Origin of the sequence: Fictibacillus sp. b24, assembly GCF_030348825.1 — a bacterium.
Lineage (GTDB): Bacteria > Bacillota > Bacilli > Bacillales > Fictibacillaceae > Fictibacillus.
Genome location: NZ_JAUCES010000005.1, coordinates 120,031 through 137,041 on the forward strand (window position 1 = coordinate 120,031; position 17,011 = coordinate 137,041).

A 17,011-nucleotide genomic window follows, 5' to 3' on the forward strand; every position below is an offset into this window, starting at 1 on the left:
AAGCAGCTGGAGATTAATCCGGCTGCTTTTGCATTTCTATAAGTTCTTTTTCCGTCAACCAATTTTCGATCCTGCTTTTGACTTTGTCTTTTTGAAAGGTCTGCCACTCTTCAAGCAAGTCCAGTTTTTTCACTTTTTCCGTAAAACGTTCAAAAGGCTCATCTTCATTCAGTGCATGCAATAGCTCGCTGTTTTGATGATGACTTTCAAACTCAACCATCCAGCTAAAAGATTCAACATTCATCACTTTTGGAATCTCAATGAATCGCTCTGGTTCATTTGGGTCTAAAAACTCTAGATTTGGTAGACCGCCAGGCTCGATCGCATCAAGCAGGATAACTTGTTCGCTTCTGTCTAAATAATATATGTGGTTAGCTTTATGGTCCATATAAGCAACCATTAATTTTTCGATAAACAAAGGAATCATACCTCCTAAACAAGGTGAATACTACAGGATACGATAGAGTTTTTGATCTTTTGACTATGGAATTGTAAATATATTACGAACGAAAGTGAATTTATATGATTTAATGTTCGTGTTTTTGATTGACTTTCCTTAAATATATTGCTAAACTAAGCATGGTTTTTAAGATTAGATGATAAATTTCGTCAATCGTTAATTTCATGGAGGTGCAACCATGTCATCAGTAGTAGTAGTGGGAACACAATGGGGAGATGAAGGAAAAGGTAAGATTACCGATTATCTCTCGGAAAAAGCAGAAGTAGTAGCTAGATATCAAGGCGGAAACAACGCTGGTCATACAATTGTTTTTGAAGGTAAAAAGTATAAGCTTCACCTTATTCCATCTGGAATCTTTTATAAAGATAAAATTTGTGTGATCGGTAACGGAATGGTTGTCGATCCGAAAGCTGTTCTTGAAGAGCTTGCATATCTTCACAGCCACGGAGTAAGTACGGACAATCTTCGTATCTCTAACCGTGCGCATGTAATCCTTCCTTATCATCTTCGTCAAGATATCTTGGAAGAAGAAAGCAAGGGAGCTAACAAGATCGGTACGACGAAAAAAGGTATTGGGCCAGCATACATGGACAAAGCTGCGCGTATCGGAATCCGTATCGCAGACCTTTTAGATCGTGAAGAATTTGAAGAAAAACTTGAGCGCAACTTAGCGGAAAAAAATCGTTTATTCGAACGCATCTACGAATCAGAAGGATTCACAAAAGAAGAGATTCTAGATGAGTATTATGAATACGGTCAACAAATCAAAAAATATGTAGTAGATACATCAGTTGTTCTGAACGATGCATTAGACGATGGCCGTCGTGTTCTTTTTGAAGGTGCACAAGGTGTAATGCTTGATATCGACCAAGGAACATATCCTTTCGTAACTTCATCAAACCCTATCGCAGGGGGAGTAACGATCGGTTCTGGTGTTGGTCCGTCCAAGATCAATCATGTTGTAGGTGTTTCAAAAGCCTATACAACTCGTGTTGGTGATGGTCCTTTCCCGACTGAGCTTCATGATGAGATCGGTAACCAAATTCGTGAAGTTGGCCGTGAGTACGGTACAACGACGGGACGTCCGCGCCGTGTAGGTTGGTTTGACGCAGTGGTTGTGCGTCATGCTCGTCGTGTTTCAGGAATCACGGATCTTTCTTTGAACTCAATCGACGTTCTAACAGGTATTGAAACATTAAAAATCTGTGTAGCATACAAATACAAAGGTGAACTAACTTATGAATTTCCAGCGAGCCTTAAAGAGCTTGCTCAATGTGAGCCTGTATTTGAAGAAATGCCAGGCTGGACTGAGGACATTACAGGAGTTAAAGATCTTGGAGAGCTTCCGGAAAATGCTCGTCACTATGTTGAGCGTATCTCACAAGTAACAGGCATTCCGCTTTCGATCTTCTCAGTAGGACCAGACCGTGCACAAACAAACATGGTAAGAGGCGTATTTGCTTAAATCATAATCGAGGCCCCTTGGAAACAAGGGGCTTCAATTTTTTGAGGATAACTTAACACCATTTAAGGGAAAAGCACTTCATGTAGATAAGATTGTTGAGCAATTGAAAGTTTTTTTGAAAAATAAATTAAAAACATATTGCCAAAGTCTCTATATCGTGATAAAGTAACACTTGTCGTGAAAAAACGACAAACGTTTTAAACAAGCACGAGCCATTAGCTCAGTCGGTAGAGCATCTGACTTTTAATCAGAGGGTCGAAGGTTCGAGTCCTTCATGGCTCACCACTTTTTCTAAAAAAGTGGCCCGTTGGTCAAGCGGTTAAGACACCGCCCTTTCACGGCGGTAACACGGGTTCGAATCCCGTACGGGTCACCATTTCTTTTTAACTTGAATAAAAGCTTTTAAGTGGACTCGTGGTGTAGTGGTTAACATGCCTGCCTGTCACGCAGGAGATCGCCGGTTCGACCCCGGTCGGGTCCGCCACTTTTTTTCAACACAGTAATTAAATAAAACCAAAAATTTTTGGTTTTTGAAAATTTTTGGCTCGATAGCTCAGTCGGTAGAGCAGAGGACTGAAAATCCTCGTGTCGGCGGTTCGATTCCGTCTCGAGCCACCATTTTACTTTTAATCCTAAAATCATGCTGCATGTTCCTTTAAAAAGGGGCATGCTTTTTTTATTCATTTTCTCTTGAATAAGACTTCGGTCAGGGGTATACATAGAGGTCAATTTTGTCGAGAATTATCGAATCGCCTATATTTAGTCATTAAAGACTTAATTACTATCGATTTTGACTTAATTTTTCTCATTTAGACTTAATTATATGGAGTTTAGACTTAATTATCATCATAAGTACCCTGGTGGGTATACGAGCTAAAGACTTTACGACACCGAAACTGCCTCCTTCTTACAACAAAATGACGTGAACAGAGAAATGAGCGGCATCTATCAGCATCATCATACTTACTTTTGTTACTTTTAATGCTATTAAGAGGGATAAGTCCTCGCTATTTAGAATATATTGTATCAATTGGGATGAGGAAGGTTGTGATCATACAGATGGAATTTGAATGGGGGCTGTATTTGATCGCGAGTTACCTTGTAGGCGGAATCATGACAGGGTTTCTTGTAGCAAAGCTTTTAAAGGGTGTTGACTTACGATTATTAGGCAGCGGTAATATAGGGGCTCGAAATGCAGGCAGGGTTTTAGGATCATCGGGTTTCGTTCTGACTTTAGCAGGGGACATTTTAAAAGCGGCAGCAGTCGTTTGGGCAGCCATTCAATTTGGATATCCTCCTCATATTCAGCTGCTTGGATTTCTTGCGGTGATTCTCGGTCACCTTTATCCGATATTCCTGAAGTTTCATGGTGGAAAAGGAGTCGCTTCTTTTATTGGAGGACTGATTGTTTTCCATCAGCCATCAGCCATACTTGTTGGGGCGGCATTTTTATTGTTTTATGCGATAAAAAGAAGTTTAACGGTAGCGGGTCTTTTTGCCTTCTCACTCGCACCTTTCTTCTACTGGCTTATTGAAAGACAATGGCAAGAAACGTTGATCCTTCTGCCGATCAGCTTGCTCGTGGTATATGTTCAAAAAGAGGATATTATCGAACGAATTAAACTAACAGAATAGGTGTTAAAAAGAGTATAGATGATCATCCTATACTCTTTTTTTTTGAGTTTTTTTCCTAAAAGATTGCAAAGCGGAAAATCTGGAGTGGAAAACCAAAAAATTACTAGAGCAGCCACCAAACAGCCTTTTTCCATGTCGTTTTTTTACATTTGCATTACAAAATACGTGAAATTCTGACAAATAGAAATTCCTTATGATAGGATACTAGAGGTGCTTTAGGAGAATTTTGTCATAGGACATTAGACTTAGATGAGATATAGAAGAGGATCTTTAGGGGGAAATAGAAGGTGCAAAATCGAAAAACCACTGAAGTATTTAAAAATAAAATCATTCCGCTTTTTATTGCGGTTTTAATGATACTCTCGACATTTACGTTGAATCCATCCATTGCAGATGCACATCATGATGATAACCACTTGATCAAAACCGTTTTTAACGTTTATGTGGATGGAAAGAAGATCGGTACCGTTCGAGAAGAAAGTGTTGTCGAAAACACGGTAGAAGAGATATTGCAGCAAGCTAAAGGCAGAAAGAGTAATTTTGCTTTTACCATAAATGAATCCATTGAGTTAAAGCCGGAAAAAATGTTCAGACCACAGTTTGATAATGAAGCGGCGAGAGAAGCGTTAAGAGACCGCTTATCGGTTTCCGTTGAAGCTTATCGATTGGTAGTTGGCGGGCAAACAGTAGCTTACGTTTCAAGTGAAAAAGAAGCAGAAGATACGCTGTTAAAGCTGCAGCTTGAACATGTTTCAAAAGCAGAGCTTGATGAGATACAAAAAAAGAAAGCCGAAAATAAGGAGCTTGAAGTTCCAAAATTGAGTCCTGGAGAAAGTAAGGTTGTTGATATCGATTTCTCGACACCCATTTTTATTCAAAAAGCACAGACGTCAATCAAGGATCTCGTATCTGTTGACGGTGCGATCTCCCTTTTAAAAGAAGGGACAATTCAGGAAAAAGAGCATGTTGTTCAAAAAGGTGAAACGGTTAAGTCGATTGCCGAAAAGTATCACTTAACAATGGAGCAATTTTACACATTAAATAAAGAATTGCTGCTCGTTCCTGTTATTCGTCCTGGACAAGCGGTTACTGTTACAGAAAAGAAGCCTTATACCGAAGTAATGGTATATGAAGCAACTCGTGTACAAAACGAGATTCCTTTTCAAGTTGAAAAACAAGAAGACAGTACGCTAGAAAAGGGACAGGTGAAAACGGTTCAAAAAGGTCAAAAAGGGTTAGAAGACATAACCTATACCGTTAGAAAAGCAGACGATAAAGTTCTTAAAAAAGACACCGTAAAACAAGAGACAGTGAAAGCACCTGTTACTGAGATTCAGAAGATCGGTACGAAAGTGATTCCGTCTAAAGGGACAGGCACTCTTTCATGGCCAGCAGTTGGCGGATACATCTCGAGCCATAAAGGATCCAGATGGGGAAGACAGCATAAAGGAATGGACATTGCACGGCCTTCAGAACGATCCATCTTGGCAGCGGACAACGGTACGGTTGCTTCTGCTGGTTGGGATGGGGATTACGGCAACAAGATCATCATCAATCATAACAATGGCATGAAAACTATCTATGCTCATTTGAATTCCATTTCTGTATCAACAGGAGATGTGGTGCAAAAGGGATCAAAGATTGGAGTTATGGGATCTACAGGCCAATCGACAGGCGTTCATTTGCATTTTGAAGTATACGAGAACGGCGTACTAAAAAACCCTGCAGATTATATAAAAAAATAACTTCTAAGACCTCTCAGGATTATTTCTTCCTGGGAGGTTTTTCTTGTCTAAAATTAGAAGGTTTTACTAGTAGTATGGAGAAAGTTTCAACTGTGATAAAATAGTAGAGATACCTTAAAATGATACTACAAACAATCTGCTATATATTAAATAGAGTTTCCGAAGAAGGAGCGTTCCCATGGATAAGAAAATTCTCGTTGTGGATGATGAAAAACCAATTGCAGATATTCTGCAATTTAATCTCGAAAAAGAGGGATTTACGGTAAGCTGCGCTTATGACGGTATTAATGCCCTTGAAAAAGTAGAAAAAGAGAAGCCAGATATGATCCTGCTTGATATTATGCTTCCTTTAAAAGATGGCATGGAAGTATGCCGCGAGATTCGCAAAAAGTATGATATGCCGATTATTATGCTTACTGCAAAAGATTCGGAAATCGATAAGGTGCTAGGGTTAGAGCTAGGTGCGGATGACTACGTAACAAAGCCGTTCAGCACGCGCGAACTGATTGCTCGAGTAAAAGCCAACCTTCGCCGTCACCAGCAGGAGTCAGAGCGTGAAGTAGATGAGAACAATGAGATTACAATCGGTTCTCTAACGATTCACCCTGATGCTTATATTGTTACAAAGCGCGGTGAAACGATAGAGTTAACACATCGAGAATTTGAACTGCTGCATTATTTAGCGAAACATATCGGGCAGGTAATGACACGTGAGCACTTGCTTCAAACCGTGTGGGGATATGACTACTTTGGTGACGTAAGAACGGTTGATGTTACGGTTCGTCGTCTGCGTGAGAAAGTAGAAGATAATCCGAGTCACCCATTATGGATCATTACTAGACGCGGAGTGGGGTATTACCTAAGAAATCCTGATCAGGAGTAATCATCATGGATAAAGTTAATTTTTTTAAATCGATACACGTTAAGTTTGTATTGATTTATGTTTTGCTCATCTTAATAGCCATGCAAGTGATCAGTGTCTATTTTATTAATAATTTAGAGACGGACTTGCGGCAGAACTTCTCAAAATCACTCTATGATCGGGTAAATTTGCTAGAGTTTAATATTGAGCAGAAGATGAAGGATAAAGATCGGTATAAGGTCAAGAAAGCTGAAGATGGTGAAGAAGCTATAACGCTTGAAGATGACATTCAAGCGTTAATTGACGAGGAGTTTGAAGAGAAAGAAGTCCAAGTCTTAAATAAAGAAGGTATGGTTCTTGCGAGCAATAAGCAAAAACTAGTTGGCCAGATCAGTTTTAACCCTAAAATTAAACTGGCCTTAGAAGGTACGGTTGATGATGAGGTTATGCTTCATGAAGGTGAGCGGGTGATGGTGCTCGCTAAACCTATCAAGAATGACAGCACGAGCGAAACGATGGGAGCCATCTATCTAGTAGCTTCTATTGAAGGCATCTTCAAACAAATACAGCGTATCAACAATATTTTAGTAACCGGGACGGTAATCGCACTAATTATTACTGGACTTCTCGGTATCTTTTTGGCGCGTACGATTACAAGGCCGATGGCAGATATGAGAAAACAGGCTCTTGTTATGGCGCGAGGGGATTTCTCGCGTAAAGTTCAGCTGTATGGTGATGATGAGATCGGGCAGCTCGCCATGACATTTAACAACCTTACAACCAAACTGCAAGAAGCTACAGCTATTACGGAAAGTGAACGAAGAAAACTGCGTTCTGTCCTAACGTATATGACAGATGGTGTGATTGCAACTGACCGGGACGGGGCGATCATTCTGATGAACGACCGTGCGGAAGAGATGCTGAACATCTCAAGACAAAACGCGCTCGGTACTTCACTCATGGAATTATTGCGATTAAATACAGAATATACGTGGGAAGAACTTTATAACGAATATGAATCCATGCTGCTGGATTTTAGTACAGATGACATTCATTATGTCGTACGTGCTAACTTCTCTACGATTCAAAAAGATGATGGGCCAATTAATGGTCTTATTTGTGTTCTTCATGACGTAACAGAACAAGAACAGATCGATAACGAACGCAGAGAGTTTGTATTTAACGTGTCACATGAGCTAAGAACACCGCTTACAACGATGAGAAGCTATCTTGAGGCACTTGCAGATGGAGCATGGCAGGACGATAACATTGCGCCTCGTTTCTTAGAAGTTACGCAAAACGAAACAGAGCGGATGATCAGGCTTGTTACAGACTTGCTTCAGCTTTCAAAAATGGACAGCAAAGACTACAGATTTAATTTCCATGAAATCGACTTGGTGAACTTCTTAAACGGCATCATTGATCGTTTTGAGATGCTGGAGAAGGAAAACATCGAGCTATCCCGCTCATTGCCAAGTGATAAGATTCCTGTTCAAATGGATACAGACAAGATGACACAAGTGCTGGATAACATTATCTCTAATGCGATGAAATACTCTCCTGAGGGAGGTACGATCACATTTACCGCTGCCATTATCGGGCGTAAAGTGAAAGTCAGCATAGCGGATCAGGGTGTTGGGATTCCGAAGAACAACGTCTCTAAGATCTTTGATCGATTCTTTAGGGTGGACCGTGCTCGTTCGAGAGATCTTGGAGGCACAGGTCTTGGCCTTGCGATCGCTAAAGAGATCGTGCTTGCTCATGGCGGAGATATTTGGGCAGAAAGTGAATGGGGACAAGGAACGACGATCCACTTTACTCTTCCTTTAAGAAAAGTTAGGGAGGGGCTTAAATGAACTGGTTAAAATGGATTACTCATGCACGAAAACTGATTACATTTTTCCGTAAGAACTATGAACATATTAAATCGATTACACTAACGCTCTTAATCGTACTCAGCCTTGTTCTGACGTGGAGCTTATGGACATTTAAGCCAAGCTATCCTTCATTAGAAGGAGCACGTATTGTAAAAAAACAAGAAGTTGATGTTGAGGCAGAATTAAAAGAAATCGTATATCCAACACAGCTCATTTACCATAAAGGTGACAATTTGTACGGTGTAGAGGCAAACGATTTAATCCATGAATTTAATATGCGTTTAAACGAAACAAAGTTTACGTTTGATACAGGCACCAAAAGCACTAGAACATTCGATCCTAATGAAACGTTTTTAAAAGATAACAAATACATTGAAGTGGTCTTTCCAGTAGGCATGACTCAAGATATTTACAAAGAAATTTTTTCATTTGAGTCTGAAATAACAGGTAATAAACCCAAATATGTAGATCGGATATTTTTGTATCAAAACAAGTCAACAGATAGTGTAGAAGGTTATTTAGTTTCTTATCAGGAAAAAAAGATGCAACGAATTAGAGCCTCTAACAATCAGCTTAATCCGATCATGAAAGATATGGATAAGTGGATTGATAATGGCAGCTTCGTTCCATACTTGAACTTTGATATTGAAGATAGAGGAAACGAAGGACAGGTTGAGGTTAAAAGAAGGTTTTATTTCCCTGAAGTCCCTCTTGATCTGACTCGCTATACTTATATATCAAGAGCAACAAGTGAAGATACGTATGAGATGTATAAAAAGGCTCTTTTTAAAGATCCATTGGCTGTAAAGAGTGCCTCCGCTCCCAACCAGATCACCTATGCGGATGGAACGGCGGCGATGGTTATAAATGAATTGCAAAATCGTTTCACATATACAAACTTTGCGGGGTTCGGTAATCGGAATACGCCATCAAGTATTTCACCGCTCCTTCAATCGATTGATTATATTAACACTCACGCTGGTTGGGGAAATCCCTATATCGTATCGAACCTAACAAATTACACGGCTACCTTTTGGCTTTTTATTGAGAATCTGCCCGTATTGAACCAAGAAATGCAGATGAGTCTGATCTGGTATGAAAATGAGCTGCAGGAATATCAGCGGTCACTTATACAGTTAGATTTAAGTGCAGCTTCCTATCCAGATCTATTAACAGAAAAGATGACGATTCAGTCAGGCAAAGACGTTACAACAGAACTAGAAAAAGAGTTTAATTTAAATTACGTACAAGATGTTCGTATAGGGTTCACGATGAAAAAACAAAATGAACCACATGTTTATAAACTAGAACCACAATGGTTTATAAATTATGATACTAAAGGTTGGCAGCCTTTATTTAAAGAAGACAGAGAGGAAGGATTCTAATTGAATTGGCAAAGAACAAAAAGCATTTTTATCCTTACCTTTCTTGTCTTAAATTTATTTTTGGGCTATCAACTGTACCAAAAGAACGATATTAACAACATTTCGAACCTTACAGAACAGCCTTTAGAAGAAAGACTTGCGATCAATAAAATTAACTATCTGGATAAGCTGCCAAAGTACAAAGAAGATCAAACTTCAATAAGTGCTCAGCGGTATAAGTTTACGGATGAAGAAAAGAAAATACAGTCAAAAAATATCTCGCTTAATAAAGATAAGAGCACAGAAATTACACTTCAATATAAATTAGATAAACCTATGGATCTGCCAAAAAAAGATTCAAAAGATCTTATTGCGGAGCTTAGTAAATTTCTAGAAGAAAACGTTACTCGAGGCAAGGAATACTCCTTTTATCATTGGGACAAAGAAACAAATGTCGTTTGGTTTAATCAAGTTTATTTAGAAAAGCCCATCTTTTACAATCCTAAAAAGTTTGACAATCGTGCTGATGCAGAAGATTTTGATGCACCAAACGGGATGATCAAATTTAAGCTGGATGATAAAGGCAACTTAACAGAATTTACGCAAACGTATTTACTGATTATGAGGCAAGGAGCTTTTCAGGAGATCATTTCACCGAAAAAAGCATTAGGAAAACTCTTAGATACAGCTCACCTGACTAAAGGTGATAAGATACAAGATATTGACCTTGGGTACTATAGTCTTGTTGGTGTAGGAGAACTTCAAGTGTATGCTCCTACCTGGTTTATTAAGACAGAAGACGGACAATATCTCGTAAATGCAACTGACAGTTCCGTTCAGGTTTTATCGGGAGAAGAAGAGTAGAAAGGAACATGCGGTTATGAGTTTAAAATTTAGCGTTCTCGCTAGCGGCAGTTCGGGGAATGCCGTTTACGTTGAAACCGAACAAACACGCCTGCTTGTTGATGCAGGCTTAAGTGCGAAACAAATTCAGATTCTTTTTGAAAAAGCGGCTTGTGGTGAAGTGGGCGATATTGATGGCATTCTCGTCACTCATGAACATAGCGATCATATAAAAGGACTCGGCGTGCTTGCTCGTAAATTCAAACTTCCAATCTACGCGAACAAAAATACGTGGAATGCCATGAACGGCTTAATTGGTGAAGTGGCAACAGAGCAAAAATTTGAGTTTGAGATGGAAAGCGTGAAAACGTTCAACGACCTTGACGTAGAGTCGTTTGGCGTATCACATGATGCAGCTGAGCCAATGTTCTATGTATTTCATCATAACGGCAGAAAGCTGGCTCTTATGACAGATACAGGCTATGTGAGTGACCGGATGAAAGGGATTATCCGTGACAGCCACTCTCTTGTAATCGAATCGAATCACGATATCAATATGCTCATGATGGGAAGATATCCTTGGAATATTAAACGACGTATTCTAGGGGATCATGGTCATATTTCTAATGAGGATTGCGGACATGCTTTGGCAGATGTTATTGGAGATGGCACGAAGCATATTTATCTTGCTCATCTAAGTAAAGATAACAACATGAAAGATATTGCTCGCTTAGCGGTCGAACAGACGTTAAAAACGTATGATATCACGGCTGGTGAACAAATCATTCTGCACGATACAGATGCAAGTCAGCCAACAAAGCTGGCCTTGGTTTAAATACTTACTTGTTTAAAGTAAACCGTTTCCGGAAATAACAATAAGTGTGGGAAATTATGAAAAATAACCCAAAATGTCCATATTTTCAGGACTAATTGCTTATACTAGGTTATGAATTCGTACACTTCATTGTTGAAAGGAACGGTGATGAGTAAAATGGGATATTATGATGACGATTATGAATCCTCATCTCGACAAAAAGGAAACCGCGGAGGAAAGTTTCTACCAGCTTTGCTAGGAGCGATTCTGGGTGGTTTGCTTGTATTATTTACAGTGCCTGCATTAGGAGGAGCTGGGCTTTTGCCGGATAATCTGTATCCTCCAAATGAAGAGGAAAACGGGCTAGGCACTGACGAAAAGGCAGTAGAGAAAAACGTGGATGTTGATCTTACGACAAATGTAACAGATGCCGTAGACAAAGCTTCTGATGCAGTAGTCGAGGTTGTAAACATTCAACAGACTGATTTCTGGAGCCAACAGCCAGCGGGTACAGGATCAGGGGTTATTTATAAAAAAGAAGGCAACAAAGCGTATGTCGTAACAAACCATCACGTTGTTGAAGATGCAAATCAGATTGAGATTACACTAAGCAACGGTGCGAAGCTTAAAGGGACATTGCGCGGTTCAGATCCTCTGATGGATTTGGCTGTAGTTGAAATTGATAGCAGCAAGGTGGACAGTATCGCTGAATTTGGGGTATCTGGTGACCTGAAGCGAGGCGAGCCTGCAATTGCGATCGGAAACCCGTTAGGGAACTTCCCTGGCTCAGTCACACAAGGTGTCGTTTCAAGTGCAGACCGCTCGATTCCAATTGATCTTGATCAAGACGGCAATCCTGATTGGCAAGCTGAGGTCATTCAGACGGATGCAGCCATCAACCCAGGGAACAGTGGCGGAGCGTTAATCAATATTGCCGGTCAGGTTATCGGCATTAACTCTTCTAAGATTGCTCAGAATGAAGTAGAAGGAATCGGATTCGCTATTCCTTCAGATGTTGCAAAACCCATTATCGAGGACCTTGAGAAATATGGTGAGACGCGCAGACCGTTCTTAGGGGTTAATATTATTCCTCTTTCTCAAGTAAACACGTATCAGCGTGAACAAACGCTTAAGATTCCAAACAGCGTTCAAGAAGGTGTTGTTGTTATGGAAATCACTCCTGCATCTCCAGCGGCTCGAGCAGGCATGAAGGAAATGGATGTTATTACGGAGATGGACGGAGAGAAGATTAAGGATCCGGTCGCTCTGCGTAAGTTCCTTTACACGAAAGCAAAGATCGGTGATGAAGTTGATGTGACGTTCTATCGTGATGGTAAGAAGCAGACTGTCAAAGTAGAACTAAGCGGTGGAAGACAAACGCAATAAATGATGTAAAACAGGGGGGCTTATGGTCTCCTTGTTTTTTTGTTTTGTGTGGCTTCGATGTTCTTGAGAGTGGTTGATTTCCGTTCCAGGTGCTCGCTTTCCGCGGGGCAGGCGGTGAGCCACATTCGTACGTTTCACGTATAAGTGTCTCACCTGCCCGCCTGTCCCGCAGGAGTCTCACACCTTGCACTGCAATCAACTTGGCGAAGGAGAGAATAAATAAAAAGATCTTAATGCTACATTCTGATAGAGAAGACCTTTTAGTTTTACCACTTTGGTGCTTTGTACTGAATTAGATTTACTGTGCTGTGCTTCGTATCTCTGATGTACAGGATGCGTCTGCGTGTTCATCAACTGTGAAGCGGTTTACGTGTAGTTGCATTTCACATACGTTTGAAAAGAAGGATTTAAATCATCTTGAAAGCTACAAATTGTAGAATACTGTTTTTATTTGCCTCCACATGTGGACAACTTAAATGAAGAAGATTGTTTACACACAGACGTATATTCGATAGTGTAAGAAGAAGCATTGTGGATAAGTAAGGAGTGAAGATTTTGATAATTATTTGCTGTAAAGAGCATGCAGAGCTTGCGATTGACATCATTGTGGATGAATTTGAAACACCACCAGTTGTAGAGTTACTAACAGAAAACGGTGAGTTATCAACAGGTTGTGAATACTGCAACAATGACGGTGTATATAAAGTATCGAACATATGAACGCCTACAATATATGGCCTCAAATGTGCATATGTGGATAAGTTCTGGGGATAACTTATTTGAAAGGAAGTTTTCAACACGTGAATATATCAATCGTATCGGTAGGAAAGTTAAAAGAAAAATACTTGAAGTTAGGTATAGATGAATACTTAAAAAGACTAGGTCCATATGCCAAGGTTGAAATCATAGAGGTTCCAGATGAAAAAGCGCCTGAAACTCTAAGTGATCAAGAGATGATTATGGTTAAGAACGCGGAAGGTGAAAGAATCTTAGCAAAGATCGGGCAAGATGTGCATGTGATTGCAATGGCTATTGAAGGAAAGGCTGTTTCATCGGAAGACTTGGCTAAGAATCTGGATCAGCTTGCGACTTATGGGAAAAGCAAAGTGGCATTTGTAATAGGCGGTTCGTTGGGCTTAAGTGACGCTGTTATGAAGCGGGCTAATGAGAAGATTTCATTTGGAAAGATTACTTATCCGCATCAGTTGATGAAACTCGTTCTTGTTGAGCAGATTTATCGGGCTTTTCGGATTAATCGTGGTGAACCGTATCATAAATAGATACGGTTTTTTATTATATAACTTATAAAAACTACATATAGAATTTATTGTGTCTTGAAATTCATAGTGTGTTTTATTTAATTAGTAGTACCCCATGTATGTGCAGCTGGTAAAGTTGCACATTTTTTTTAATTTAAAAATAAAACCAAGTCGAATTTTAAAAGCAATATAGTGATTTTCACCTAATTTTTATTGTAGTTTTTGGCGAAATTTTTTGTATCAAGTCATTCTTTGTAGAAATGAGTATTTGGTAGGAGTTGAAAATTAATTAATCTGACGAAAATAGTCGGAAATTTCAGCCTGATAAATAGAGGAGATTACCAAAAAATATTTAAATTCAGTATAGTTGTTTTCTCTAAGGGGGGTGTCTTTTTACATAGTCAGTAAGTTTTAGAGGTTAAAAAATATTAAATAGGTATTATGAGAGGGGATGTATCATGGGCATAAAAAGAACATATTCAAGAGTTGTTTTTAGTTTCCTGGCATTTGTATTAGTTTTTTCGGTCTTTAGTTTTAGTGCCGCTGCAAATGGAGTTAATCAATCACAAACCCAAGTAAGAGAGTTGGCTTTAGCTCCGATTTTTGGAGATATGGAACTTTCCTCGAGCAGGCCGACTTCTGTCATTGTTGAGTTAAAAGCAGAGTCTATTGTTGAAGCAAAACATAAAGGAAAGAAACAAACAAAGGCCGGCTTGAAAGCGGAAAGAGGGAAAGTTATTGGCGCTTTGAAAAAAGCTGTGACAAATGCAGATGTAAAAAGAGAATATGACTATGTGTTCTCAGGATTCTCAGTTAAACTGCCTGGCAATGAAATTGTGAAACTATTAGCTATTCCAGGAGTAAAAGCTGTATATCCAAACGTTTATTATACGGCTGATGTGATCTCTTCTAAAGAAATCACTGCAGAAGAATTTAGTCCTGCTATGATGGATAGCGCTCCGTTTATCGGGTCTAATGATGCGTGGAAAGCGGGTGTTACTGGAAAAGGTGTGACAGTAGCAGTCATTGACACAGGTGTTGATTATACACACCCAGATCTGGATCAAGCGTTCGGTGAATATAAAGGTTATGACTTTGTAAACAACGATAACGATCCACAAGAAGGCCCAGGTCAATACCACGGGACACACGTTTCTGGTACAGTAGCGGCGAATGGTGCTATCAAAGGGGTTGCACCAGATGCTAAATTATTAGGTTACCGTGTATTAGGCCCGAACGGCGGTACGACAGAAGATGTTGTGGCCGGTGTTGAATTAGCCGTGCAAGACGGTGCTGACGTTATGAATCTATCGCTAGGGAACTCGTTGAACAACCCTGACTGGGCGACTTCTATTGCACTGGACTGGGCGATGGCAGAAGGGGTAGTGGCTGTAACTTCTAACGGAAATTCTGGTCCGAATAACTGGACAGTAGGATCTCCAGGGACTTCTCGTGATGCGATCTCTGTTGGGGCTACTCAATTACCGTATAATGTATTCACTGCAAAAACAACATCATCTGATGGTGTTTCTTATGCCTCTTCAGCTGTACAAGGGCATCCTTCAGAGGCAGACTTGCTTGCCTTAAACGATCAAGATTTTGAACTGGTAGACGTAGGTTTTGGTACACCTGCTGATTTTGCAGGCAAAGATTTAACAGGTAAGATAGCATTAATCAGCCGTGGAGCCGGAATTCCATTTGTTGATAAAGCAATAGAAGCGAAAAAAGCCGGTGCAGAAGGTGCGGTTCTTTATAATAATCAAGCTGGGAGCATGCCTTTAATCCCAGGAATGGCTGTTCCAACGATAATGTTGAACCAAGCTGATGGACAGGCACTCCTTGCAAAAGTGGATGATGTTACAGTGAGTTTTGAAATTGAATTTGCTAGTGCTGTAGGAGAAACAATGGCTGACTTCTCTTCCCGTGGACCAGTGACACATACTTGGATGATCAAGCCGGATGTTTCTGCACCTGGAGTGAATATCGTTAGTACATTCCCTGGAAATAGTTATGCAGCGTTACAAGGAACAAGTATGGCTTCACCTCATGTTGCTGGTGCTGCAGCATTATTATTACAGAAGCACCCTCACTGGGGAACGGATGATATAAAAGCTGCATTAATGAACACTGCAGAAGATATGATTAATCCAGCAACAGGTGAAGTGTACCCGCATAATACGCAAGGAGCAGGAAGCATCCGTGTTGTTGATGCATTGAATACTAAGACTCTTGTAGCTCCTGGCAGCCACTCTTTCGGGAAATTTGTAAAAGACAGTGGCAAACAAACTGAAAGACAAAGCTTTGAAATTAAAAATCTTTCAGATAAAACGAAGACATATAGCTTTAAAGTAGAATTTGCAGATAATCCAGACGGAATTAAAGTAATGACAAGCAATAACCTGAAGGTGAACGCAAATAAGTCTCAACAGGTGAACTTCAATGTTCAAGTTGATACGTCTAAATTAAAGCCAGGTTATTATGAAGGAACAATTAAAGTAAGTGACGGTAATCAAACTATTGATGTTCCGACGATTCTTTTTGTTGGTGAGCCTGATTATCCACGTGTAACTGGTGCATTTATGGAAAAAGAAGCAGAAGGTTCATACTATGTTGGTTCTTATTTACCTGGCGGGGCCGAGGTATTAAGGTATGATGTTTATATGCTAGGGCCAAATAATTCAATTGGTGGGTTTGTGGATACAATCGGTTTATTTACAAATGCTCAAGCTCCGTATCATGAATTTTCATGGGATGGTACCGTGCAAAAGGGAACAACCTTACCTAATGGGGATTGGGTATTAGGAGTATATGTAGAAAAAGCTGGTGTTAAAGAGTATAAAGCTTATTTAGTAACAAAAAATTAATAACTAAAATAGGAATTCCAGCCAAGCAGTTGCTAGCTGGAATTCTTTTTTATAATCAACTAATCTATAACCAACAACAATCTTTAAGACTGTTAAATGGTGTTTTAAAGGCTAGCCCAGTATCAAACATTTGACAAAACCCCAACTCCGTAATAGTATTAAAAACTATATTCAGAACTACTAAAAATATATAGATAGCAAGCTATGATTGCTGTGGGTCGTACTACAGCAGGAGCAGCTTCTGGAGAGACCGCTTGGTAAGCGGCGCCGAAGGGTTCACCATCTCAGGCAAAAGGACAGAAGAGTATTGAAGTTTGACTTTGTTGTGCCTGTAATTTATAGCGCAGTAATGCTTTTTTAATATTCTAATGTACAAGAGATTGGAGATTCTTCCAGTCTCTTTTTTACGTTTTATTTTCATCTTAGAAGGAGGATTC

Annotated in this window: 14 protein-coding genes, 4 tRNA genes and 1 riboswitch; of the genes, 16 read left to right on the forward strand and 2 right to left on the reverse strand. The window is 39.8% G+C overall.

Annotation, left to right across the window (positions count from 1 at the left end):
- Window positions 1-13: 13 nt before the first annotated feature.
- A complete protein-coding gene (locus tag QUF49_RS00730) occupies window positions 14-418 on the reverse strand; it encodes a UPF0158 family protein (protein ID WP_289493849.1) in 405 nt (134 codons plus the stop codon).
- Between the two features lie 220 nt (window positions 419-638).
- Here QUF49_RS00730 and QUF49_RS00735 point away from each other — a divergent pair, with 220 nt between their 5' ends.
- The 13 genes from QUF49_RS00735 (at window position 639) to QUF49_RS00795 (ending at window position 12,451) form a co-directional block, all read left to right on the forward strand.
- Window positions 639-1,925: an adenylosuccinate synthase gene (locus tag QUF49_RS00735; RefSeq protein ID WP_137791304.1), complete on the forward strand. Its 1,287-nt coding sequence runs from the start codon at window positions 639-641 to the stop codon at window positions 1,923-1,925.
- Between the two features lie 209 nt (window positions 1,926-2,134).
- A tRNA-Lys gene (locus QUF49_RS00740) sits at window positions 2,135-2,210 on the forward strand.
- A 16-nt stretch (window positions 2,211-2,226) separates the two neighbouring features.
- Window positions 2,227-2,301 (forward strand) — tRNA-Glu (locus QUF49_RS00745).
- Between the two features lie 32 nt (window positions 2,302-2,333).
- Window positions 2,334-2,409, forward strand: a tRNA-Asp gene (locus QUF49_RS00750).
- 58 nt (window positions 2,410-2,467) lie between these two features.
- Window positions 2,468-2,543 (forward strand) — tRNA-Phe (locus QUF49_RS00755).
- A 417-nt stretch (window positions 2,544-2,960) separates the two neighbouring features.
- Complete coding sequence (locus QUF49_RS00760) at window positions 2,961-3,560, forward strand: glycerol-3-phosphate acyltransferase (RefSeq protein ID WP_289493851.1); 600 nt, start codon at window positions 2,961-2,963, stop codon at window positions 3,558-3,560.
- Window positions 3,561-3,847: 287 nt separating this feature from the next.
- A complete protein-coding gene (locus tag QUF49_RS00765) occupies window positions 3,848-5,305 on the forward strand; it encodes a peptidoglycan DD-metalloendopeptidase family protein (RefSeq protein ID WP_289493852.1) in 1,458 nt (485 codons plus the stop codon).
- A 178-nt stretch (window positions 5,306-5,483) separates the two neighbouring features.
- Window positions 5,484-6,188 (forward strand): response regulator YycF, encoded by a 705-nt coding sequence (yycF, locus tag QUF49_RS00770; RefSeq protein ID WP_066244253.1) that lies wholly within the window; start codon window positions 5,484-5,486, stop codon window positions 6,186-6,188.
- Between the two features lie 5 nt (window positions 6,189-6,193).
- Window positions 6,194-8,023, forward strand: a complete 1,830-nt coding sequence (gene walK / locus QUF49_RS00775) for a cell wall metabolism sensor histidine kinase WalK (protein WP_289493854.1) — start codon at window positions 6,194-6,196, stop codon at window positions 8,021-8,023.
- Entirely contained in the window at window positions 8,020-9,429 is a 1,410-nt protein-coding gene (locus QUF49_RS00780) for a YycH family regulatory protein (RefSeq protein ID WP_289493855.1), read from the forward strand. The genes walK and QUF49_RS00780 overlap by 4 nt, the downstream gene beginning before the upstream one ends.
- Window positions 9,430-10,272: a two-component system regulatory protein YycI gene (locus QUF49_RS00785; RefSeq protein WP_289493856.1), complete on the forward strand. Its 843-nt coding sequence runs from the start codon at window positions 9,430-9,432 to the stop codon at window positions 10,270-10,272. It begins immediately after the preceding gene.
- 16 nt (window positions 10,273-10,288) lie between these two features.
- A complete protein-coding gene (locus QUF49_RS00790; protein ID WP_289493858.1) occupies window positions 10,289-11,086 on the forward strand; it encodes an MBL fold metallo-hydrolase in 798 nt (265 codons plus the stop codon).
- A 156-nt stretch (window positions 11,087-11,242) separates the two neighbouring features.
- Window positions 11,243-12,451 carry a S1C family serine protease gene (locus QUF49_RS00795; RefSeq protein WP_289497553.1) on the forward strand — a complete coding sequence of 403 codons (1,209 nt, stop codon included), beginning with the start codon at window positions 11,243-11,245 and terminating at the stop codon, window positions 12,449-12,451.
- Here QUF49_RS00795 and QUF49_RS00800 read toward each other — a convergent pair.
- Window positions 12,425-12,604, reverse strand: a complete 180-nt coding sequence (locus QUF49_RS00800; RefSeq protein ID WP_289493859.1) for a hypothetical protein — start codon at window positions 12,602-12,604, stop codon at window positions 12,425-12,427. The two genes, QUF49_RS00795 and QUF49_RS00800, sit on opposite strands and share 27 nt — an antisense overlap.
- 402 nt (window positions 12,605-13,006) lie before the next feature.
- Here QUF49_RS00800 and QUF49_RS00805 point away from each other — a divergent pair, with 402 nt between their 5' ends.
- From QUF49_RS00805 to QUF49_RS00815, 3 genes are all read left to right on the forward strand, one after another.
- Window positions 13,007-13,171: a CxxH/CxxC protein gene (locus QUF49_RS00805; protein ID WP_353958293.1), complete on the forward strand. Its 165-nt coding sequence runs from the start codon at window positions 13,007-13,009 to the stop codon at window positions 13,169-13,171.
- Between the two features lie 80 nt (window positions 13,172-13,251).
- Window positions 13,252-13,731, forward strand: coding sequence for a 23S rRNA (pseudouridine(1915)-N(3))-methyltransferase RlmH (gene rlmH, locus QUF49_RS00810; protein ID WP_197190387.1), 480 nt, complete (start codon window positions 13,252-13,254; stop codon window positions 13,729-13,731).
- Between the two features lie 437 nt (window positions 13,732-14,168).
- Window positions 14,169-16,574, forward strand: a complete 2,406-nt coding sequence (locus QUF49_RS00815; protein WP_289493860.1) for a S8 family peptidase — start codon at window positions 14,169-14,171, stop codon at window positions 16,572-16,574.
- 231 nt (window positions 16,575-16,805) lie between these two features.
- Window positions 16,806-16,884, forward strand: a riboswitch (glycine riboswitch).
- The last annotated feature ends 127 nt before the right edge of the window (window positions 16,885-17,011 follow it).

Excerpts from the sequence above, each read along its gene's own strand:
- QUF49_RS00735 (WP_137791304.1), top strand. The coding sequence starts at position 639 with ATGTCATCAGTAGTAGTAGTGGGAACACAATGGGGAGATGAAGGAAAA.
- QUF49_RS00760 (WP_289493851.1), top strand. The coding sequence starts at position 2,961 with ATGAGGAAGGTTGTGATCATACAGATGGAATTTGAATGGGGGCTGTAT.
- yycF (WP_066244253.1), top strand. The coding sequence starts at position 5,484 with ATGGATAAGAAAATTCTCGTTGTGGATGATGAAAAACCAATTGCAGAT.
- walK (WP_289493854.1), top strand. The coding sequence starts at position 6,194 with ATGGATAAAGTTAATTTTTTTAAATCGATACACGTTAAGTTTGTATTG.
- QUF49_RS00780 (WP_289493855.1), top strand. The coding sequence starts at position 8,020 with ATGAACTGGTTAAAATGGATTACTCATGCACGAAAACTGATTACATTT.
- QUF49_RS00790 (WP_289493858.1), top strand. The coding sequence starts at position 10,289 with ATGAGTTTAAAATTTAGCGTTCTCGCTAGCGGCAGTTCGGGGAATGCC.
- QUF49_RS00795 (WP_289497553.1), top strand. The coding sequence starts at position 11,243 with ATGGGATATTATGATGACGATTATGAATCCTCATCTCGACAAAAAGGA.
- QUF49_RS00815 (WP_289493860.1), top strand. The coding sequence starts at position 14,169 with ATGGGCATAAAAAGAACATATTCAAGAGTTGTTTTTAGTTTCCTGGCA.